15 protein-coding genes are annotated in these 20,681 nt (G+C 69.3%); 10 read left to right on the forward strand and 5 right to left on the reverse strand.

Annotated elements, in window-relative coordinates; genetic code table 11:
• Positions 1-5: 5 nt before the first annotated feature.
• Positions 6-1,025, reverse strand: coding sequence for a beta-ketoacyl-ACP synthase III (locus BLV94_RS18835; protein WP_072947504.1), 1,020 nt, complete (start codon positions 1,023-1,025; stop codon positions 6-8).
• A gap of 285 nt (positions 1,026-1,310) precedes the next feature.
• Between BLV94_RS18835 and BLV94_RS18840 the strand changes: the two genes are divergently transcribed.
• The 4 genes from BLV94_RS18840 to BLV94_RS18855 all read left to right on the forward strand — a co-directional run bounded on the left by BLV94_RS18840 (position 1,311) and on the right by BLV94_RS18855 (position 6,008).
• The gene (locus BLV94_RS18840; RefSeq protein WP_072947505.1) at positions 1,311-2,426 is read left to right on the forward strand and encodes a DUF4185 domain-containing protein; all 1,116 of its coding nucleotides are present in this window, start codon (positions 1,311-1,313) and stop codon (positions 2,424-2,426) included.
• Between the two features lie 21 nt (positions 2,427-2,447).
• Entirely contained in the window at positions 2,448-3,071 is a 624-nt protein-coding gene (locus BLV94_RS18845) for a class I SAM-dependent methyltransferase (RefSeq protein ID WP_072947506.1), read from the forward strand.
• 82 nt (positions 3,072-3,153) lie between these two features.
• A complete protein-coding gene (locus BLV94_RS18850) occupies positions 3,154-4,989 on the forward strand; it encodes an acyl-CoA dehydrogenase (RefSeq protein ID WP_072947507.1) in 1,836 nt (611 codons plus the stop codon).
• A 161-nt stretch (positions 4,990-5,150) separates the two neighbouring features.
• Positions 5,151-6,008: a hypothetical protein gene (locus tag BLV94_RS18855; RefSeq protein WP_072947508.1), complete on the forward strand. Its 858-nt coding sequence runs from the start codon at positions 5,151-5,153 to the stop codon at positions 6,006-6,008.
• Between the two features lie 72 nt (positions 6,009-6,080).
• Here BLV94_RS18855 and BLV94_RS18860 read toward each other — a convergent pair whose 3' ends face one another.
• Positions 6,081-8,375 (reverse strand): VanW family protein, encoded by a 2,295-nt coding sequence (locus BLV94_RS18860; RefSeq protein ID WP_074933766.1) that lies wholly within the window; start codon positions 8,373-8,375, stop codon positions 6,081-6,083.
• Positions 8,376-8,705: 330 nt separating this feature from the next.
• On the reverse strand, positions 8,706-10,040 hold the full coding sequence (locus BLV94_RS18865; protein ID WP_072947510.1) for an acetyl-CoA C-acetyltransferase: 1,335 nt from the start codon (positions 10,038-10,040) through the stop codon (positions 8,706-8,708).
• 130 nt (positions 10,041-10,170) lie between these two features.
• On the opposite strand from BLV94_RS18865, the gene BLV94_RS18870 reads away from it, so the two are divergent.
• Together BLV94_RS18870 and BLV94_RS18875 are read left to right on the forward strand one after the other, a co-directional pair.
• Complete coding sequence (locus BLV94_RS18870) at positions 10,171-11,517, forward strand: 3-oxoacyl-ACP reductase (RefSeq protein ID WP_072947511.1); 1,347 nt, start codon at positions 10,171-10,173, stop codon at positions 11,515-11,517.
• A complete protein-coding gene (locus BLV94_RS18875; RefSeq protein ID WP_072947512.1) occupies positions 11,517-12,380 on the forward strand; it encodes a MaoC/PaaZ C-terminal domain-containing protein in 864 nt (287 codons plus the stop codon). Before BLV94_RS18870 ends, BLV94_RS18875 begins: the two co-directional genes overlap by 1 nt.
• Positions 12,381-12,428: 48 nt before the next feature.
• Here the strand turns inward: BLV94_RS18875 and BLV94_RS18880 are convergent, their stop codons facing one another.
• Complete coding sequence (locus BLV94_RS18880; protein WP_072947513.1) at positions 12,429-13,028, reverse strand: TetR/AcrR family transcriptional regulator; 600 nt, start codon at positions 13,026-13,028, stop codon at positions 12,429-12,431.
• 103 nt (positions 13,029-13,131) lie between these two features.
• Positions 13,132-14,307 (reverse strand): glycoside hydrolase family 3 N-terminal domain-containing protein, encoded by a 1,176-nt coding sequence (locus tag BLV94_RS18885; RefSeq protein ID WP_072947514.1) that lies wholly within the window; start codon positions 14,305-14,307, stop codon positions 13,132-13,134.
• 118 nt (positions 14,308-14,425) lie between these two features.
• On the opposite strand from BLV94_RS18885, the gene BLV94_RS18890 reads away from it, so the two are divergent.
• The 4 genes from BLV94_RS18890 to BLV94_RS51820 all read left to right on the forward strand — a co-directional run bounded on the left by BLV94_RS18890 (position 14,426) and on the right by BLV94_RS51820 (position 20,667).
• On the forward strand, positions 14,426-14,893 hold the full coding sequence (locus tag BLV94_RS18890) for a universal stress protein (protein WP_072947517.1): 468 nt from the start codon (positions 14,426-14,428) through the stop codon (positions 14,891-14,893).
• Between the two features lie 30 nt (positions 14,894-14,923).
• Positions 14,924-16,015 carry an isochorismate synthase gene (locus BLV94_RS18895; protein WP_072947515.1) on the forward strand — a complete coding sequence of 364 codons (1,092 nt, stop codon included), beginning with the start codon at positions 14,924-14,926 and terminating at the stop codon, positions 16,013-16,015.
• 127 nt (positions 16,016-16,142) lie between these two features.
• Positions 16,143-16,316 carry a DUF2613 domain-containing protein gene (locus BLV94_RS18900; RefSeq protein WP_072947516.1) on the forward strand — a complete coding sequence of 58 codons (174 nt, stop codon included), beginning with the start codon at positions 16,143-16,145 and terminating at the stop codon, positions 16,314-16,316.
• A 46-nt stretch (positions 16,317-16,362) separates the two neighbouring features.
• The gene (locus BLV94_RS51820; protein ID WP_074933769.1) at positions 16,363-20,667 is read left to right on the forward strand and encodes an alpha-(1->3)-arabinofuranosyltransferase; all 4,305 of its coding nucleotides are present in this window, start codon (positions 16,363-16,365) and stop codon (positions 20,665-20,667) included.
• Positions 20,668-20,681 lie beyond the last annotated feature (14 nt).

The raw sequence follows: 20,681 nt of genomic DNA on the forward strand, positions 1-20,681 counted from the left end.
CCGGGTCAGTTCTTCGCGAGTACCGGCATCGTCACGACCTGGGCCGCGTAGGACAGCCCGGCGCCGAAGGCGAGCAGCAGGGCGGTGTCGCCGGGCTTGGTGGCTCCGGACTGCAGCATCTCCTCCATGGCGAGCGGCACCGATGCCGCCGACGTGTTGCCGCTCTCGGCGATGTCGTCGGACACGGGCACGCCCTCGGGAAGCTTCATGCTGCGCGCGATCACCTCGGTGATCCGCGAGTTGGCCTGGTGCGGGACGAACGCGTCGAGATCGTCGACCGACATGCCGGCCTTCTCGACCGCCCGCAGCGCGACCTTGCCCATCTCGAAGGCGGCCCAGCGGAACACGGCGGTACCGGCCATCTTGATGTACGGACGCGTGGCACCCGGTGTCGTGATGTATTCGTACCAGTCCAGGTCCTGCACGATGGCGTCGGCCTGGGAGCCGTCCGAACCCCACTCCACCGGTCCGATGCCTGCGACGTCGCTCTTGCCGACGACTACGGCCCCGGCGCCGTCACCGAAGATGAAGCGCGTCGAGCGGTCGGTCGGGTCGGTGGTGATGCTCATCTTCTCGACACCCACCACGAGGGCGTAGTCGACGGATCCGCCGCGAACCAGGTCGGACGCCACGGTCAGCGCCGTGCAGAAGCCCGCACATCCACCGCCCAGGTCGAACGCTCCCGGCCCGTTGGTGCCGAGGGCGTCGGCCACCAGCGCGGCAGCAGGCGGTGTCAGCAGCAGGTACGTCGACGTGGCGACGATGACGCACCCGATCTGCTCGGGGTCGATCCCGCTCGCCTCGATCGCCTTGCGCCCCGCCTCGATGGACATCGTGACGACGTTCTCGTCCTCCGCCGCGAACCGCCGGTTGCGGATGCCCGAGCGCGACTGGATCCACTCGTCGTTCGAGTCGATCAGTTCACAGATCTCGTCGTTGGTGACGACCCGTTCGGGCCGGTACACGCCGAGCCCGAGAAGGGCGGACTGCCGACCTCCAGCCACGGTGGCAATCTGCTTTCCCATCGATCGATCTCCTCATCAGGTCCCGCGTGGTTACGCGCAGTGTGGACTTGTCGCCAGCACACGTTACGTCGGCAGCCGCCCCGCGGGTAGCACCGGTTCCTGTTACTCGCGGGTAACATCGGATCTGCAGGGGCACGGATGAAACGAACAGGGCGGTCAAATCGACACTTTCGGAAGAACAGACTTGTTAGACTTCTCGCGATTTCCAGCAGTTGATCACCGGTAGGGGGAGTGGTCTCTTCAGGCCACGCAGTGCCGCCTGCTGCTAGAGATGGAGTGACCTTCGTGAAGCGAACCAGAGCTCTTGCAGCAGCCTCGCTCGTCGGCGCGGCCGTGACGTTGATCGCATTCGCGGGCCCGGCCGCCGCGAACCCCAACGCCATCAATCCGATCCCCGGACTCAACGGCACCAACGGGATTCCCCACCTCACCGGACGCACCCAGGCGGTCGCCCAACAGACCGGCATGCTCAGTCCCAACCGCACCCAGGACGCCAACGTCCTCGGCACCGACCTCGGCGTCATGTGGGACAACGGCCAGGGCCAGGTCCTCACGGCGTTCGGCGACTCCGCCGGACTCGGACTGCCCAACCTGCTGTCGGGCAGCCTGTGGGCCTGGCGCAGCAGCACACTCTTCCGCAGCTCGGACGGCATCCTGTCCGACGGGATGAACTTCGACAGCTCACCCCGCGACATCTTCGGCCAGTCCAAGGAGCTCGTCCCCAGCCCGAAGATCCCGTTCGTCGAGATCAGCCGCATCCCCACCGCGGGCGTCGCCGTCGGCAACACCCAGGTGCTGAGCATGATGTCGGTGAAGAACTGGGGTCCGGCGGGCACGTGGGACACCAACTACTCCGGCCTCGTCTACTCGCAGGACAACGGCGAGAACTGGACCGTCGCCCCCGAGACGCAGCGCCCGAACGTCGGGGGCAACGCCAACTTCCAGATGAGCGCGTTCGTCAAGGCCGACGGCTTCGTCTACCAGTACGGCACACCCGCCGGGCGCGGCGGACTCGTCCACATCGCCCGCGTCCCGGAACCCCAGATCATGGACCTCGGCGCGTACGAGTACTTCGACGGCGCCAAGTGGATCAAGGGCAACCCCGACGTCGCCAAGCCGATCATGCCGGGCGGCGTCGGCGAATTGTCCGTCGCGTACAACGAATACCTCGGGCAGTACCTCATGCTGACCACCGATCAGTTCAACTCGGTGGTCATGCGCCGCGCACCGTCGGTGACCGGACCGTGGGGCCCACCCGAGGTACTCGTCGACACCCGGGAACTGCCCACCGCGTACGGCGCCTACATCCACCCGTGGTCGTCGGGACGCGACCTCTACTTCCTCACGACGGTGCACAACAACTACAACGTTCTCCTGATGCGCACCACGCTCACTCCGTAGCGGTCGTACTAGCGTCGGGGCATGGATGCAGCTGCCTGGGACGAACGGTATTCACAGAGCGAACTGGTGTGGGGCGCGCCACCCAACGCCGTCGTGGTCGAGCAGGTCACCGCGCTCCCCCGCGGTCGCGCACTCGACCTCGCGTGCGGGGAGGGCCGCAACGCGCACTGGCTCGCCACCCGCGGCTGGGAGGTGACGGGGCTCGACTACTCGGCCGTCGCCCTCGACAAGGCCCGCCGGGTGGCCGCCGAGGCGCCCCGCTCGGTCCGGGAACGGCTCGAGTACCGCGTCGCCGACGTCACCGGTTCGGACCTCGGCGGCGAGTACGACCTGGTGCTCATGATCTACCTCCATCTCGCTCCCGAGGAGCGTCTGGAGGTTGTGAACCGCGCCATATCCGCGCTGAAACCTGACGGAATCCTCATGATTTTGGGGCATGACGCCGTTAACTTGTCGCAGGGAGTCGGGGGTCCACAGGACATCGAAATCCTCTACACACCAGACGATTTGGTGACCATGCTCGACGGTCGCCTGAACGTGGACGTCGCCGAACGGCGATTCCGCGAGACGGACGCGGGAACGGCGATCGACGCACTCCTCGTCGCACGCCGCCCGAGTCTTGGCAGTCCGGTAAATGGCGCGTAATATCGCTGATGTTACCGACGAGTAATAACTTGGGCGGTACTAACAGATAGACCGCACCATCTCACTGGGAGAGACAGAAGACATGGGCCATTACAAGAGCAACGTCCGCGACCTGGAGTTCAACCTCTTCGAGGTACTCGGTCTCGAGCAGCCGCTGAGTGACGGCGTGTGGGGCGACCTCGACGCCGACACCGTCCGCAACATGCTCAGTGAAGTTGCCCGCCTCGCCGAGGGACCGCTGGGCGAGTCCTTCGCCGACGCCGACCGCAACCCTCCGGTCTTCGACCCCGAGAATCACACCGTCACCCTGCCGGAATCCTTCAAGAAGTCGTTCCGCGCACTGTGGGACGCCGAGTGGTACCGCATGGGACTCTCCGAAGAGATCGGCGGCGTCCCCGTCCCCCGGTCCGTCGTGTGGGCCATCGGTGAGCTGATCCTCGGCGCCCAGCCGGCCGCGCACATGTACCAGGCCGGACCCGCGTTCGCGGACGTGCTGTTCCACAACGGCACCGACGAGCAGAAGAAGTGGGCCGCCACCTGCGTCGAGCGCGGCTGGGGTGCCACCATGGTCCTCACCGAACCCGATGCCGGTTCCGACGTCGGCGCAGGCCGCACCAAGGCCATCAAGCAGGACGACGGCTCCTGGCACATCGAGGGCGTCAAGCGGTTCATCACGTCCGCCGACTCCGACGACCTGTTCGAGAACATCTTCCACCTCGTCCTGGCCCGCCCCGAGGGCGCAGGCCCCGGCACCAAGGGACTGTCGCTGTTCTTCGTCCCGAAGACGCACTTCAACTTCGAGACCAACGAATTGGGCGAGCGTAACGGCGCCTTCGTCACCAACGTCGAGCACAAGATGGGCCTGAAGGTCTCCGCGACGTGCGAGGTGACCTTCGGCGGCCACGGCATTCCCGCCCAGGGCTGGCTCGTCGGCGAGGTCCACAACGGCATCGCGCAGATGTTCGACGTCATCGAGCACGCCCGGATGATGGTCGGCACCAAGGCTATCGCCACCCTCTCCACCGGCTACCTCAACGCCCTCGACTACGCGAAGGAACGCGTCCAGGGCGCCGACCTCACGCAGATGACGGACAAGGCCGCCCCGCGCGTCACCATCACGCACCACCCCGACGTCCGTCGCGCCCTCGCCATGCAGAAGGCGTACGCCGAAGGCCTGCGCGCCGTGTACCTGTACACCGCGGCGCACCAGGACGAGGCCACCGCCAAGCTGGTGTCCGGCGCCGACAAGGACCTCGCGTTCCGCGTCAACGACCTGCTGCTCCCGATCGTCAAGGGTGTCGGCTCCGAGCGGGCCTACCAGTACCTGACGGACAGCCTGCAGACCTTCGGCGGTTCCGGCTTCCTGCAGGACTACCCGATCGAGCAGTACATCCGCGACGCCAAGATCGACTCGCTGTACGAGGGCACCACCGCCATCCAGGCGCAGGACTTCTTCTTCCGCAAGATCGCCCGCGACCGCGGCGTGGCACTCGCCCACGTCGCAGGCGAGGTCAAGAAGTTCATCGACACCGAGGCCGGCAACGGTCGCCTCAAGGCCGAGCGCGCCCTGCTCGCCACCGCCCTCGAGGACGTCCAGACCATGGCCGCCACCCTCACCGGGTACCTCATGGGCGCACAGGAGCAGCCGTCCGAGCTGTACAAGGTCGGTCTCGGCTCCGTCCGGTTCCTGATGTCCGTCGGCGACCTCCTCATCGGCTGGCAGCTCCTGCGCCAGTCCGAGATCGCGATCAAGGCCCTCGACGAAGGTGCCTCCGACAAGGACAAGGCGTTCTACGAGGGCAAGGTCGCCATCGCGTCCTTCTTCGCGAAGAACGTGCTGCCCGAGCTGACCGCCACCCGCGGCATCGTCGCCAACCTCGACAACGACATCATGGAGCTCGACGAAGCAGCGTTCTGATCGGCTTCACAGGGCTTTGTGGACTCCGGCACTCCTTCTCGGCCCCCACAGCCAGTGCGCGGGCAGAGAAGGAGTGCGGGAGTTGTCCACAATCCTCGGTTCATCCACAGCCCGGTCCGCCGGGCCGGATTCGCGGCGTCGCCCCGGCGAGAATCGTTCCCATGGAACACGACCCGGGGGCGATGCTGCGACGCCAGGAGGCGTTGGGCCGCGGCTACAGCGACGACGAGATCCGACGCCTCTACACGCGCGGTGAGTGGCAACGCATCGGCCGCGGCGCGTACCTCTCCGCGGCGGTGTGCTCGGCGCTCGGCGACGAGGAACGTCATCGCTTCCTGATCGATTCGACACTTCACGCCCTCTCGGACGACGCGGTACTCAGCCACCAGTCCGCGGCCGTCGTGTACGGACTGCCGCTGTGGCGAACGGCCCTCGACCGCGTTCACGTCACCAGAAACCGGCGGGGAGGCGGCCGGGTCAAGCGACGGATCACGGTGCACTGCGCCCCGATCGGAGACCGGGTGGCAGTGGTGGACGCAGAACTCGCCCTCGCCGCGCGGCGGCACGGAATCGACGCGGCGCGCAGGGTCGTCCACTTCGTGAGCGGGCACAGCGAAAGTGTCGGGGAATCGCGGAGCCGGGTGATGTTGGCGCGGGCCGGGCTCGCCGTTCCCTCCCAGCAGGGTGAGGTGTTCGACCCCGGCGGGCGCCGTGTCGGGCGCGTCGACTTCCACTTCGACGGCATCGTGCTCGGGGAGTTCGACGGACGCGTCAAGTACGGACGGCTGCTGAAACCGGGGCAATCACCCGGCGACGCAGTATTCGCCGAGAAACAACGCGAAGATGCACTGCGCGACCTCGGATACCAGGTGGTGCGGTGGACCTGGGACGACCTGGAGTCGCCTTCACAGGCGGTGGACCGGGTCCGCCGCGCGATCGCCCGGGCCGAATCGCCGCGAGGATGGGTTGTCCAGGCGCCGCTGCCGTCCGCCCAGCCGCTCACGGTGCGGTCGCTGTAGCCGCACCCTTTCTCGGTTCGCGCGCAGCTCTTCTTCCTCGAAAGGGTGTGTGCAAACCGAGAAGTGGTGCGTCTATTCGCCGTCGTTCGGCTTCGGCTTCGGGGTGGCGGTCGGGCTCTCCGCCGGAGCGGACGGGGCCGGCGCCGCGGCGGGGGTGCGCTCGTCAGGCTTGGGAGCGCCGGGTTCCTCGCACTTCACGATCGGGACGGGGTCGTAGCGGACGGTCCTGGTGTCCCGGGAGATCTCCTGGCCGGTGGCGTGATCGGAGATCACCCGGGTGTCGCTGGCGGTGAACCCCGGTGCGCCGCTGGAGGCGATGCAGTGGTCACCGGCGGGCAGGGTGACCGTGTCGGGCTGCGTCGGCTTGGTGCGGTTGCCGGTGATCGACTCGACGTCGACCGACTTGGTACCCCAGAACCGGATGGTCAGATCCGAGGCGCCGCCGATGGCCTGGATCATCACACCCGTCTTTCCGGTGTTCCGGAACTGCAGGTCGATGGCGCCCTCGAAGACGGTGGCCTCCCGCGCCTCGGGGTACCGCGAGATGTAGTACGAGTGCTCGGTGTGCGCGACGTCCTCCATGCCGGCGAAATACGCGGCGTTGTAGAGCGTCGTCGCCACCTGGCTCACACCGCCGCCGACGGCGGTGTCCGGGCGGCCGTTGTTGATGATGCCCGACTCCACATAGCCCTGAGCGGTACCGCGCGGACCCGTGTACCCGTTGAGCGAGAACGTGTCGCCCGGCTTGATCAGTGCCCCGTTGATCTCGCTGGCAGCGAGCCGGATGTTCGTCCCGGACGCCGCCGAGAAACCGCCGGTCGTGAACTCGCCGACCACTTCCTTCACACCCAGCGCCTGCGCGGCCTCCGTCGTGAGGGCGGGCGGAATCGGTCCGTACACCGCAGCGGTGGTGTGAGAACCGTTGCCGCGCAACACCTCGGGCAGTGTCTCCAACGTCTTGGGCCACTGCACCAGATCGCCGACAACGGCGGGGACGACAGTCGGCGATCCCCCGTCGAGCGTGATCTTCGCGTCCTTCGGAACGATCTCCGTCGACACGAGCTGCGGGGCGAGGATGCCGGTCGCGGCCTCGACGTTGTACGTCGGTTTCAACCCGCCGTTGCCGTCCGGTTCGAATCCGACGATGGCGCCGATCTGCTGACGCGGCGCGGTCGCGACCTTGCCCTCACGACCGGTGACCACCAGATCGGCGGACGCCGCCGGCACCGCAACATCGTTGAGCGCCCGCTGGACACCCTCCTGCGTCACCGACACGGGCACGACGTCGACGGGCAGATCCACCGTCCGGCCGAACGCCCACTTCTCGATCAACGCCGCCTCGGCACCCTCACCGTTCAGGTTCTGCCCGGTCGACGGATCCACCGGCACGGGGGTCGCGCCCTCGAACACGACGGTCCCCTCGCGGGACGCGCGGTCGGTCTCACTGCGAAGGCCGTCGACGGCGGACGCCAGCGCCGCCTCGTCGCGAGTCGACACCACCCCGATCTCGTCGGTGGTGAAGAACGACGCCACCCTGGTGAACGGGTTGAGCGGCTGCGAATGGGCCCGGTCGAGGGTGGCTTCCCAGTCGACCCCGAGCCCGGCGGCGGACGGAACGAGTTCCGTCGACACGTCGCCGGCCTGCACCGTCAGCGGCTGACCGACGCGCGGGCCGACCTGCGCCTGCAACGTGGCCTCCGCCTCCTCGCGGGTCGAGCCACCCACGTCGACGCCCGCCACGGTCACCCCGCGCGGCACGTTTCCCGAGGACACCGCGAGGTCCGCGGCGTAGGCGATGCCGATCAGGGCGATCACACCCCCGGTGACCGCTGCGATCTTCACCCAGGGAGCAGGGGTTGTCGATTCCGTGGACGGCTCGGCAGGCGCGGAAGGTTCCGGTTCCGGCTGCGGCGGGACCGGAGCCGCGGCGGCCGGAGCAACCACGGTCGGGTCCTCGGCTGCCGTCGTCGTGTACGCCTGCGTCGGACCGGGAACGGGACCCGGCGGAATCGCGGGAATCACCTGCGTGACGTCCTCGTTCGCCGGCGGCTCCACCCACAACGGGGCCTGCTCCTCGGAACGTTCCCCCAGGTCACCGAGGTCCAACTGCGTTGTCGGGGCCTCGTCGGCACTCGGCTGCGTTGTCGGGGCCTCGTCGGCACTCGGCTGCGTTGTCGGGGCCTCGTCGGCACTCGGCTGCGTTGTCGGGGCCTCGTCGGCACTCGGCTGCGTTGTCGGGGCCTCGTCCGCTTCCGAAGCAGGCTCGTCGGCCGCGTTCTCGGGTTCGACGCTGTCGGGCGTCGCGGAAGGGTCCGGCGTCGACCGTTCGGGTGCAGTGCTCCCCTTGTCGCCGTCTTCGTGGTTCACCGTGGCCCTCTCACCGAGTCGTCCTTCGTGCGGGCCTCAGCTTGCCGTCGGTGCTCGTTGCATTTCAAGCGCGATCCGATCCGAGCGAGGCCCGGTCGAGACCCCCACGTCAGCCTACCGGCCGCCGGAAATGCAAGAGCCCCGCGCTGCTGCCAGGTCGGGGGTCAGGCAGCAACACGGGGCTGACAGGGATATCGCCAGCTAATCTCCAGCGTTACACCTGTCGGAAAAGTTTTCGGGGATCCGGCCACCCCTCGTTGCCGGATCCCCGCTCGCACCGCGCACACGCTGGCCTTTCCGGTCTCCCAGCTACCGGAAAGGCCAGTCGGTTCACGCCTCTATGATTGCCGTCACACCCTGGCCGCCGGCGGCGCAGATGGAGATCAGGCCGCGGCCCGAACCCTTCTCCGCGAGCATCTTGGCGAGCGAGGCGACGATGCGCCCGCCGGTCGCGGCGAACGGGTGGCCCGCCGCCAGCGACGAGCCGTTGACGTTGAGCTTGCTGCGGTCGATGGAGCCGAGTGCGCCGTCGAGCCCCAGGCGTTCCTTGCAGTACTCGTCGGATTCGAATGCCTGCAGCGTCGCGAGCACGACGGACGCGAACGCCTCGTGGATCTCGTAGAAGTCGAAGTCCTGCAGGGTGAGGCCGTTGCGGGCCAGCAGGCGCGGGATGGCGTACGTGGGCGCCATGAGGAGCCCGTCCTTGCCGTGGATGTAGTCGACGGCCGCGGTCTCGGAGTCGACGAGGTGCGCGAGGACCGGAAGCTTGCGCTCGGCGGCCCATTCGTCCGTGGAGAGCAGGACCGCGGACGCACCGTCGGTGAGCGGGGTGGAGTTGCCCGCCGTCATGGTGGCGTCGCCCGCCTTCACCCCGAAGACCGGCTTCAGCTTGGCGAGCTTCTCGGCGCTGGAATCGGGACGCAGGTTGTCGTCGCGGGTGAGGCCCAGGAACGGGGTGACCAGGTCGTCGAAGAATCCGCGGTCGTAGGCGGCGGCCATGTTCTGGTGGCTGGCGGCGGCCAGTGCGTCCTGGTCCTCGCGGCGGACACCGAACTCCTTGGCGGTGATGGCGGCGTGCTCGCCCATGGACAGGCCGGTGCGGGGTTCGCCGTTGCGGGGGATCTCGATGCCGAGCATGGACGGGCGGACGTTCCCGAGGAGTTTGATGCGGTCGCCGGTGCTCTTCGCGCGGTTCAGGGACAGCAGGAACTCGCGGAGGTCGTCGTTGACGCCGATCGGGGCGTCCGACGTGGTGTCGACGCCGCCGCCGACACCGGCGTCGATGCGGCCGGCCGCGATGGCGTCACCGACCGCGACGATCGACTGCAGTCCGGTGCCGCAGGCCTGCTGCAGGTCGAAGGCCGGGGTGTAGGGGCTGAGGGCGCTGCCGAGGACGCATTCGCGCATCAGGTTGAAGTCGCGGCTGTGCTTGAGGACGGCGCCGCCCGCGACGAGGCCCAGCTTCTCGCCCTGGAGGTTGAAGCGGCTCACCAGTCCGTCGAGGGTGGCGGTGAACATGTCCTGGTTGGACGCCTGCGCGTACTTTCGGTCGGAGCGGGCGAACGGGATGCGGTTTCCGCCGACGATCGCGACGGGACGCTGCTGCTTTCCGCCCGGCTTCGGGGCCGCAGCGGAGTTCGAGTTGGTGCGAGCTTTGCTGGTCACTGACGTCTCCAAGGATCTGGTGCGATTACCTGTTGGCTACTATTCTTACTCAGGAGTAAGTTACTTGTCGACACCGCACTCCACTCGGTGCTCGGTGACTGACCGCCGAACGACGACAGAAGGTAGGACCGTGGCAGCCAGCAAGGGAGCTCCCGACCTCTATTCCCAGTTCCTCTCATCCGCACCCGGCGCGTTCATCGCGGCGAAGGCGGGACTGCCGCGGCCCGAGAACCTGCGGCGATACAAGCACGGCGAGCCGGCGCTCGCCGGCCCGGTCCTGATCGGCGGCAAGGGCCGCCTCGTCGAGCCGCTGCGCGAACTCCTGTCCGACTACCCCGCCGCGGGCGCGGGCGACGACCGGTACGGCGCCCTGGTGTTCGACGCCACAGGCATCGGCTCGGTCACCGAGCTCGAGCAGCTGTTCGAGTTCTTCCAGCCGGTCATCCGCAACCTCGCACCGTCCGCGCGCGTCGTCGTCATCGGAACCACCCCCGAGGAGGCGTCCGACGTCGACGAGCACATCGCCCAGCGTGCGCTCGAGGGCTTCACCCGCAGCGTCGGCAAGGAGGTCAAGCGCGGCGCCACCGCTCAGCTCGTCTACGTCTCGCCGAATGCCGCCACCGGACTGTCGGGTCTCGAATCCACGCTGCGCTTCCTGCTGTCGGCCAAGTCCGCGTTCGTCAGCGGCCAGGTCATCCGCGTCGGGTCCGAGGATTCCGTCGCACCCGCCGACTGGGACAAGCCGCTCGACGGGAAGGTCGCCGTCGTCACCGGTGCGGCCCGCGGCATCGGCGCGACCATCGCCGAGGCCCTCTCCCGCGACGGCGCGCACGTCATCTGCGCAGACATCCCGGCCGCCGGTGAGGCGCTGTCCGAGACCGCCAACAAGGTCGGCGGCACCTCCCTCGCCCTGGACGTGACCGCGGACGACGCCGCCGACAAGCTCGCCGAGTTCGTCCTCGAACGGCACGGCGGCGCAGACATCATCGTCCACAACGCCGGCATCACCCGCGACAAGACGCTCGCCAACATGGACGAGGGCCGCTGGAACATGGTGATCGGCGTGAACCTCCTTGCGCCGCAGCGCATCACCGACGTCCTCGTCGCCAAGGGTGCACTGAAGGAAGGCGGCCGCGTGATCGACGTCTCCTCCATCGCCGGCATCGCGGGCAACCGGGGCCAGACCAACTACGGCACCTCCAAGGCCGGTGTCATCGGACTCGTGCAGGCGTCCGCGCCGGTGCTCGCGAAGAAGAAGATCACCATCAACGCCGTCGCCCCCGGCTTCATCGAGACCGCGATGACGGCGGCGATCCCCTTCGCGACGCGCGAGGCCGGACGCCGCATGAGTTCGCTGCTGCAGGGCGGCGAGACCGTCGACGTCGCCGAGACCGTCGCGTACTTCGCGAGCCCCGCGTCGAACGCCGTCACCGGGCAGATCGTCCGCGTCTGCGGCCAGAGCCTGCTGGGGGCCTGATGTCGGGCAAGGTCGTGCAACTCACGGAGAAGCCGGGCACGCTCGACATCTACACCCGCGCCGTGCGCAGCGCGCTGCCGGTCATCGGTGCGAGCGGGAACAGCGCCCCGGACACGACGCTCGTCCTGAACGGCGTGCGCGTGGATCCCGACAACCTGGCGGCGTACGACCGAGTGACGGGGCTTCGCTTCGGCGACACCCTGCCGCTCACATACCCGTTCACCTTGGTGTTCCCGGTGGTGATGAAGCTGATGGTGTCCGAGGGTTTCCCCTTCCCCGCTCTCGGTTCCGTGCACGCGGAGAACGTCATCGAGCAGTTCCGCCCGATCTCGGTGGTCGAACCCCTCGACGTGTCGGTGCACGCGGAGAATCTGCGTGAGCACCGCAAGGGGCTGCTCATCGACGTGATCAGCGAGATCAGGGTCGGACGCGAGTTGGTGTGGAAGCAGACGTCGACGTTCCTGCGTCAGCAGAAGACGTCGCTGTCCGGTCAGCCCGGCCCCGAGCCGAAGGCCGAGGAGGAGCCGCCGCGCCCGCTGCGGACGCTGCGGGTCGATCAGAAGACGATCGGCAAGTACGCGGCGGTGTCCGGCGACCGGAATCCGATTCACGTGTCGACGTTGGGCGCCAAGGCTTTCGGGTTCCCGAAGACCATCGCGCACGGCATGTGGAGTGCGGCCGCGGTCCTGGGTTCGGTGGAGGGCCGGATCCCGGACGCCGTCACCTACAGCGTGCGCTTCGGCAAGCCGATCCTGCTGCCGTCCACGCTGAACGTGTACGCCGATCGGACCGCCGACGGCTGGGATCTGTCGATCAAACACCCGAAGAAGGGGTACCCGCACCTCACCGCGACGCTGCGCTGACGGGGACGAACGGGACGCCCGTTCGATCTGATCGAACGAGCGTCCCGTTCACTCCGGCTTCTTCTTGCCCGCGAGGCCGCGCCACGCCAGGGACTCCAGCAGGTCGGCGGCGGCGTCGACCTCGATCTCGCCGCCGGCGACCCGGTCGGCCACGGCCTCACCGGCCCCGACCAGGGCGATGGCGATCAGTTCGAAATCCTGGCCCGGCTCCGGATCCTTCGTGCTGGACTCGAGCAGGTGTGCGGTGAGTTCGATCAGCCGGTCGCGGCTCGACTGCACCGACCCCACGAACGCCTGCTGCCCCATCGCCTGGCGGTACAGCACCATCCACGACTTGCGATGTTTGCCCACGAACCCGAGGAACCCCTCGAGCGCGCGGCGCAGCTGTTCACGCGGGCTCAGCCCGGGATCGCCGGCCGGTGCGAGCGCCTCGACGAAGCGCAGCCCCTCCCGCTGGATGCAGGCCGCGAACAGTTCGTCCTTGGAGCCGTAGTAGAGGTACAGCATCGGCTTCGAGATTTCCGCCCTGGCCGCGATCGCGTCCATCGACGTCTCGTGAAAACCCCTGTCGGAGAAGACGTCGACGGCAGCGTCGAGCATCTGCTGCTCGCGCACTGCGCGCGGCAGTCGCTTGGTGCCGCCGGCCATTCGTCCTCCATCATCGTCGAACCCGCTATCTTACTCTACGGTAAGAACCCGGGCTCGACCGGCGGACGAGAAGAATACCAGCACCCCGTCCCCACACCACGCACTAGCAGGCCAGAGCGCCCTTCGCCCGCGCGACCGTCAGCACCGCCTCGTCGACCCGCTGCTGCGGCAGCTTGCCCGAGGCCACGACGCCTTCGAGGTGGTCGAGGACCCGCGGGACGTCGTCGGTGGTGAGCCACAGCGCGACGTCGACACCGGACTCCAGTGCCGTCTCGACGGCCTCGGTGATGTCGTAGCGGTCGGTGATCGCCTGCATGCCGCTGAGGTCGTCGGTGAAGATCGGGCCGGTGAACGGCGGCGCGCCGTAGCCGGTGCCGCCGCGCAGCAGCGCCACGGCGTCGGGGCTGATGCTGGCGGGGATTCCGGGCGCCGTCAGGCCGGGCACCTCGAGGTGGCCGAGCATGACGCCGACCCCGGTGGAGACCAGATTCCGGAACGGGACGAGGTCCTTGGTCTGCAACTGCTCGAGCGGTGGGGTGGTGACAGCCCCGGTGTGGGAGTCGCCGGACGCGGATCCGTGACCGGGGAAATGCTTGATCACCGGAAGGATTCCCGCGTCCCGCATGCCGCGCGCGTAGGCGTCGGCGTAGCGGGTGACGACGGCGGGATCGTCGGAGTAGGAGCGGTCGCCGATGACGCTGTCGTCGGGCTGGCTGCTGACGTCGACGTCGGGCGCGAAATTGACGGTGACCCCGAGGTCCTTCAGTCCGCGCCCGCGCTCGAGCGCCATCTGATACGTCTGCTCCTCCGTCATCGTGGCCGCGGTCTGCCGGGCGGAGGGATCGGCGCCGAGCAGGTTCTCGACGCGCGACACCCGCCCACCCTCCTCGTCGATCGTCACCATCAGCGGCAGCGACGACGCCGAGGCCACCTGGGGAACCTCGCGATTCGCGAGCATGGTCTCGTCGGTCCAGCTTCCGATGAAGATGCCACCGACCTGCTCGTTCCGGACCACCTGGGCGGCATCCGCGGTGCCGGTCACACCCACGTTCAGCAGCTGAGCGAGCTTGCGCCGCAACGGCAACGACTGCAGGAACTGCGTCTCGCACGACACCGGCGCTGCGGCGGGCGCGGCGGTGCCGGTGTGCGACGCGGGCTCGACGGAAGACGGGGAGGGCGTCGCCGAGGACGACTCCGCGACCGTCTCGCCACCACCCGACGAACATCCGGCGACGAGGCCGGTACAGGCTGCGAGCGCGAGGGCATACTTGATCCGCATGGGTTCGACGGTAGCCCAGTTGACCGCCGATGCTCCCGCAGCAGGCCCCGAATCGACGACCGCTGCCGCCCGTCTTGCTAATCTGGACACAGAGGAAACCCGTACTCAGGAGGTCGTGGTGCCCGGTGGTTTGATGTTGATCGCCTACGACGGATCCGACAACGCGAAGCGCGCCGTGGAGTGCGCCGGACGCTTTCTCGCCTCCAATCGCGCTGTGCTGGTGACGGTGTGGGAGCCGATGGTCCGTCAGGCCGCGCGCATGTCGGGACTGTCCGGGGTGATGCAACCCGAGTGGGTGCCCGACGAGGAGACCGAGGACGTCGCGTTCTCCGACGCCAAGGTCACCAACGAGGAGGGCATCCTGCTCGCCGAGGCGGCCGGGCTCACCACCGAGGGTCGGTGCATCGAGTGCACCAGCACGATCTGGACGGCGATCGTCGAGACGTCGGACGAACTGGCGGTCGACATCATCGTCACCGGCACCCGGGGCACCACCGGTCTGCGGTCGCTGCTGCAGAGCAGCGTCGCCGACCACGTGTTGCGGCACAGTCACCGCCCGGTGCTGATCGTGCCTCCCGGGAAGTAGTCCGGACGCCCGACTACTGTCGGGTGCACCATGGACGGCTTCCTTCTCTCCCGCGCCGAACGGACGCTGCGCACATCCGGGGTGCGGCACGGGTACGACACCGCGGCCGCTGCCGCGTCCGCCCTCACGAACGGTGACACCGGGCTGATCGTCGGGGCGCTGCCGTTCGATCCCGAACGTCCCGCCGCGCTGACCGCCCCGGAATCGTGGGAGTTCACGGACGGCCCGTGGCGGCCCGGCACCGTCGCCGCACTCCCCTCCGTCCGCGTCGTTCGGCAGGTCCCCGAACCGACCGAGCACGTGGCCCGCGTCCGGTCCCTCGTCGAGCGACTGCGCGAGGGTGCCCTCGGCAAGGTGGTGGCCGCGCGCAGCGTCACCCTCCGCGCGGACGCCCCCATCTCCGCAGAATCGTTGGCCGCACGGATGATCCACCAGAATCCGACCGCCAACGGGTTCGCCGTCGACCTGTCCGCGGCCGGCGACGGCTTCCGCGGCCGCAGCCTCGTCGGGGCCAGCCCCGAAGTCCTGCTCAGCAGGCGCGGCCGACGCGTCACCTGCCGCCCTCTCGCCGGAACCGCCCCGCGGCGCGCCGATCCGGAGGCCGACGAGAAAGAAGGCCGGGGCCTGCTGGAGTCGACGAAGAACCTGGCCGAGCACGCGTTCGTGACGGCGTGGATCAGGGACGTCCTGGCGCCGCTCTGCACGGAGTTGACGGTCCCGGCTTCCCCGGTGCTGACGAGCACGCACGAGGTGTGGCATCTCGCGACTCCCATCGAGGGCGTGCTGCGCGAGCAGTCGACGAGCGCCCTGAGCCTGGCGGTGCTGCTGCACCCGACGCCCGCGGTGTGCGGCACCCCCACCGACGCGGCTCTGGCGACCATCCGGGACGTCGAGGACGATCGGCGGTTCTACGGCGGTGCCGTCGGATGGTGCGACGGCGACGGTGACGGCGACTGGGTGGTGGCCATCCGCTGCGCCGAGATCGCCGCCGACGGGCTCGAGGCCCTCGCGACCGCGGGCGGGGGCATCGTCGCCGAGTCCGACCCGGAGTCCGAGCTCGACGAGACGACCACCAAACTGCGCACGCTGCTCCGGGCGCTGGGTGTGCAGCAGAGCCCGTGAACTGCGGAAACGGCGGTCCCCGAGCACCAATCAGCAGTTCGGCGGCCCTCGGGTGATACCTTGACCCGAGCAATTCGTACGCGGGAGTAGCCGTGTGCGTCGATGGCACGACGGTGGGAGATGTCTGATGGGGAAGTTCCTTGTGCCCGGTGTGGTCAGCGCCGTGGTCGGTGTCGCTCTCGGCACCGTGGCGACGCTCGGCATCACCGCAGCCGCACAGGACAACACGCGTCCCGAGGTCGACCGGAGCGGCAACGCGGATTCCTCACTCCTGAACCAGGTTGAGTACGGCAGCCGCTGAGAGCGCCGGCTCGACAACTTCCCGCACTTCCCCCGAGTCGGCGGCCATGGCGCCCTCGGCGGAGCCTCTGTCGCGGCGGTGGCTGTTCGGCGCCTCTGTCGTAGCGTTCCTTCTCGCGTTCCTCCAAACCCCCGGCCGGCTCGCCGCCGACACCAAGTACGACCTGTCCCAGAATCCGATCGGATTCCTGGAACGGGCGTCCCATCAGTGGAGCAGCCAGGCCCCCATGGGCCAGGTGCAGAACCAGGCCTACGGATACTTCTTCCCGCACGGCGCGTTCTTCGCGCTCGGCGACGTCCTGAGCGTCCCGGCGTGGATCACCCAGCGGGTGTGGTGGGCACTGCTGCTCGTCGCCGGATTCTGGGGCATCGTCCGCCTCGCCGAGGCGCTCGGCGCCGGTAGCCGCTCGTCCCGCGTCATCGCCGGTATCGCGTTCGCATTCTCCCCGCGCGTCCTCACCACCCTGGGTTCGATCTCGTCGGAAACCCTCCCGATGATGCTGGCGCCGTGGGTCCTTCTGCCCGTCGTCGTCGCCCTCTCCCACGTGAGCGGCAAAGCGTCCCGGGACGCACATTGGCGCTCACCTGCACGGCTGGCGGCCCAATCGGCGCTGGCCGTCGCGCTGATGGGTGCGGTCAACGCCGTCGCGACCGTGGCCGCGTGCCTCGTCGCAGGCCTGTGGTGGATCTCCCACCGCCCCAACCGGCGGTGGTGGACGTTCACCGCGTGGTGGTTCCCGTTCCTGGCGCTGGCCACGCTGTGGTGGATCGTGCCGCTGCTGCTGCTCGGCAAGGTGAGCCCGCCGTTCCTCGACTACATCGAATCGTCCGGGGTGACGACGCAGTGGACGTCCCTCGCCGAAATCCTCCGCGGCACCGACAGCTGGACACCGTTCGTCTCCCCCGAACGCATCGCAGGCGCGGTCCTCGTCACCCAGCCCGCCGCGGTCGCCGCGACCGGGCTCATCGCCGCCGCCGGTCTCGCGGGACTGTGCATGCGGTCGATGCCGGCCCGCGGTCGTCTCACCCTGATCCTGTTCGTCGGGGTCGCCGGACTCGCCGCCGGGTACATCGGCGAACTGGGTTCCCCGTTCGCCGAGCAGGTGCGACTGTTCCTCGACTCCACCGGGGCGCCCCTGCGGAACGTGCACAAACTCGAGCCGCTCGTCCGGCTCCCGCTCGTGCTCGGGCTGGCGCATCTCCTGGCGAAGGTGCCGCTGCCCGGGTCCGTGCCGTTCGCGCGGTGGCGCAGCGCGGTGGCGCATCCCGAGCGTGAACCGATGGTCGCGGTGACCAGCCTGGTGCTGGTCGCCCTCACCCTCGCGACGTCGCTGGCGTGGACGGGCAAGCTCGCACCGCGGGGCACGTACACCGACGTCCCCGACTACTGGCAGCAGGCCGCGTCGTGGCTGGAGGACAACGCCGGGGGCACCAGCCCCGACGGTTCGGACGCGGAGCGCGCGCTCGTGGTGCCCGGCGCACCGTTCGGCAGCCAGCTCTGGGGTCTCACCCGCGACGAGCCGATGCAGGCTCTGGCGTCCACGCCGTGGGCGTCCCGCGACGCCGTCCCGCTCACCCCGCCCGGCACCATCCGGGCGATGGACTCGATCCAGCGGTTGATCGCCGACGGCCGGCCCTCGGACGGCATGGCGCAGACCCTGCTCGGCCAGGGCATCCACTACCTCGTCCTCCGCAACGACCTCGACCCGGAGACGTCGCGGTCGACGCGCCCACTGCTCGCGCACCAGGCCGTCACCGGATCTCCCGGATTCACCCGGGTCGCGGAGTTCGGCGAGGACATCGGCCCCGGCGACGTCGAGGGCCTCGTCATCGACAGCGACCTGCGGCCGCGATATCCGGCCATCGAGATCTTCGAGGTGTCGACACCGGACGGATCGCCCGCAATGAGCGGCCCCTACACGGCGAACGTCGACGGCATCCCCCGCGTGCAGGGCGGTCCGGAATCGCTGCAGCGCCTGCGGGAGAACGGCACCCTGCCCGGAACCGGACCTGTCCTGCTGGCCGCGGACGCGAAGCGCGCCGGACTGCCCGTCGACGACGTCACGGTCACGGACACGCCCCGGGACCGCGAAACCGACTACGGCCAGGTCGACAATCACAGTTCGGCGCTGCGGACCCCGGACGATGCGCGCCGCACGTTCAATCACGTCCCCGACTACCCCGTGGCGGACACCCCGCTGGTCGAGGGCCAGTGGGAGGGCGCGACGCTGAGCGTGTCGAGTGCGGCGTCCGACGCCACCCAACTCGGCGGCTCCTCGCCCGCCAGCAGTGCCGCCGCAACCGTCGACGGCGACCCGGCGACGGGCTGGTTCAGCAACGGCATCGAGCGGGCGCTGGGTCAGTGGCTCCAGATCGACTTCGACACCCCGCTCACCAGTTCGCTGCTGCACATCACGACGAGCCCGGCCGCGATCGGCGCGCCCGTCCGCTGGATGGAGGTGTCGACGCCCAACGGCAGCACGGCCGTGAAGGTGGACGCCCCGGGCAAACCGATCGCCGTGTCCGTTCCCGGTGGTGTCACCCCGTGGGTGCGGATCACCGCGACCCGCACCGAGAACGGTTCCCCGGGAACGCAGTTCGGTATCAGCGAGGTATCGGTCGAGGACTTCGCCCAGCGTGACGCCCCGGTCACCGTGCCGATCCGGTACCGGACGGTGCTGCCTCCCACCCCCGAGGGCGCGTCCGTGTCGGGTTGGGACCTCAGCCAGGAGCTCCCCGGCCGCAACGCGTGCGCGGAGGCCCCGGACCGGGTGCGGTGCAGCAACGCCTTCGTCCTGCCCCCCGAGGAGGTCGGCGCGTTCGAGCGAACGTTGTCGGTGCCCGAACCGACCGCGGTGACGCCGCAGCTCACACTGCGGGCCCGGCAGGGCGCACCGCTGGAGGATGTTCTCACGCAACGGGATCGGCCGTCCGCCCACGGAACCAGCAACATCACCGACCTTCGCGGCTCGGCGTTCGCCGCCACCGACAACGATCCACGCACCAGCTGGTCGGCGAAACAGGACACCACCAGCGGCAAGGGCGCGAAACCGACCCTCACGATCGATCTTCCCGAACCCACGCTCGTCACCGGCCTGCAGCTGACGCCCAGCCTGGGTGCCCTGCCCGCCGCCCCCGACCGGGTCGCCGTCGACCTCGGGAACGGACCGCAGGTGCGCGACGTGAACGAGGACGACGGGACCGTCACGGTCGACCCCCGGGTGACCGACCGGATCGTGCTCAGCCTCGTGTCCTGGAAAAGCACCCTCGACCAGAACGCTCTCGGGTTCGCCCAGCTGCAGCCCGCCGGACTCGCCGAGGTCGGGGTGCTGGGCGAGGACGGCGTCCTGCTGCCCGGCTCGGGTCCGGTCGACGACGCCGGCGACCGCCCGGTCACGGTGCCCTGCGAGGAGGGGCCGGTCGTGTCGATCGGCGGGCAGCCGGTGCGCACGAGCGTCACCGCGACCGCCGGGCAATTGCTCTCCGGCGACCCGGTTCCCGCGACGCTCTGCGACGGTCCCGGCCCCGTCCCGCTGGCGGCGGGATCACAGGACGTGACGGTCGACCCGGGGTCGGCGTTCTTCGTCGACAGTCTGCGCCTCGACGCCGGACCGCAGGCACAGGCCGTTCCGGCCGAGCAGGTGTCGACCATCGCGTGGACGGAGAACCACCGGGAACTCACGGTGCCCCGCTCTGACACCGAGCGCCTCGTCGTCGTCCCCGAGAGCACCAACGTCGGCTGGGTGGCCACCGCCCCGGACGGCGGCGAACTGACGCCGGTCGTCGTCGACGGCTGGCAGCAGGGATGGATCCTGCCCGCGGGAACCGAGGGGACGGTGACCCTCGACTTCCCCACCGACCACTGGTATCGGCTGGGGATCTTCGGCGGCCTGCTGCTGCTGATCCCGTTGCTCGCCGCCGCGCTGTGGCCGCGTCGCGCCCGTGAGCGCGAACCCGGCCCGGCACCCCGGACCTGGGGTAGCGCAACGGCCGGGTGGCTGGGAATCCTCGCCGCCGCCACCGTGATCGGCGGTCCCGTCGGCGCGGTGACGACGGTCGTGGCGACGCTGCTGGCCGTGGTCTTGATCCGGCTGCGCGGAACCGCCACCACCGCGCGCGTGCTGGTCGGGGTCGCCGGAGCGTCGACGATGCTCGGCATGGCGATGCTCTCGACCGGGCCGTGGCGTGCGCCCGGCGGATACGTCGGGCACTCGTTCCTCGTTCAGTTCCCGCTGCTGCTCGCGCTCGTCGCGACCGGACTGGCCGTGCTGCCGCTCGGACGTTCGGCGTTGCTCGCGCGCGCCTCCCAGCGTTTGACGGCGCGGCGCGCCGGTTCCTCCACCAACGCGTAACTCGCCGACGCGAC

The sequence above is a fragment of the Rhodococcus koreensis genome (assembly GCF_900105905.1).
Classification (GTDB): domain Bacteria; phylum Actinomycetota; class Actinomycetes; order Mycobacteriales; family Mycobacteriaceae; genus Rhodococcus_F; species Rhodococcus_F koreensis.

Coding starts and splice junctions, on each gene's coding strand:
- BLV94_RS18835 (WP_072947504.1), bottom strand. CDS start 1,025: ATGGGAAAGCAGATTGCCACCGTGGCTGGAGGTCGGCAGTCCGCCCTT.
- BLV94_RS18845 (WP_072947506.1), top strand. CDS start 2,448: ATGGATGCAGCTGCCTGGGACGAACGGTATTCACAGAGCGAACTGGTG.
- BLV94_RS18850 (WP_072947507.1), top strand. CDS start 3,154: ATGGGCCATTACAAGAGCAACGTCCGCGACCTGGAGTTCAACCTCTTC.
- BLV94_RS18855 (WP_072947508.1), top strand. CDS start 5,151: ATGGAACACGACCCGGGGGCGATGCTGCGACGCCAGGAGGCGTTGGGC.
- BLV94_RS18875 (WP_072947512.1), top strand. CDS start 11,517: ATGTCGGGCAAGGTCGTGCAACTCACGGAGAAGCCGGGCACGCTCGAC.
- BLV94_RS18880 (WP_072947513.1), bottom strand. CDS start 13,028: ATGGCCGGCGGCACCAAGCGACTGCCGCGCGCAGTGCGCGAGCAGCAG.
- BLV94_RS18885 (WP_072947514.1), bottom strand. CDS start 14,307: ATGCGGATCAAGTATGCCCTCGCGCTCGCAGCCTGTACCGGCCTCGTC.
- BLV94_RS18895 (WP_072947515.1), top strand. CDS start 14,924: ATGGACGGCTTCCTTCTCTCCCGCGCCGAACGGACGCTGCGCACATCC.
- BLV94_RS18900 (WP_072947516.1), top strand. CDS start 16,143: ATGGGGAAGTTCCTTGTGCCCGGTGTGGTCAGCGCCGTGGTCGGTGTC.
- BLV94_RS51820 (WP_074933769.1), top strand. CDS start 16,363: ATGGCGCCCTCGGCGGAGCCTCTGTCGCGGCGGTGGCTGTTCGGCGCC.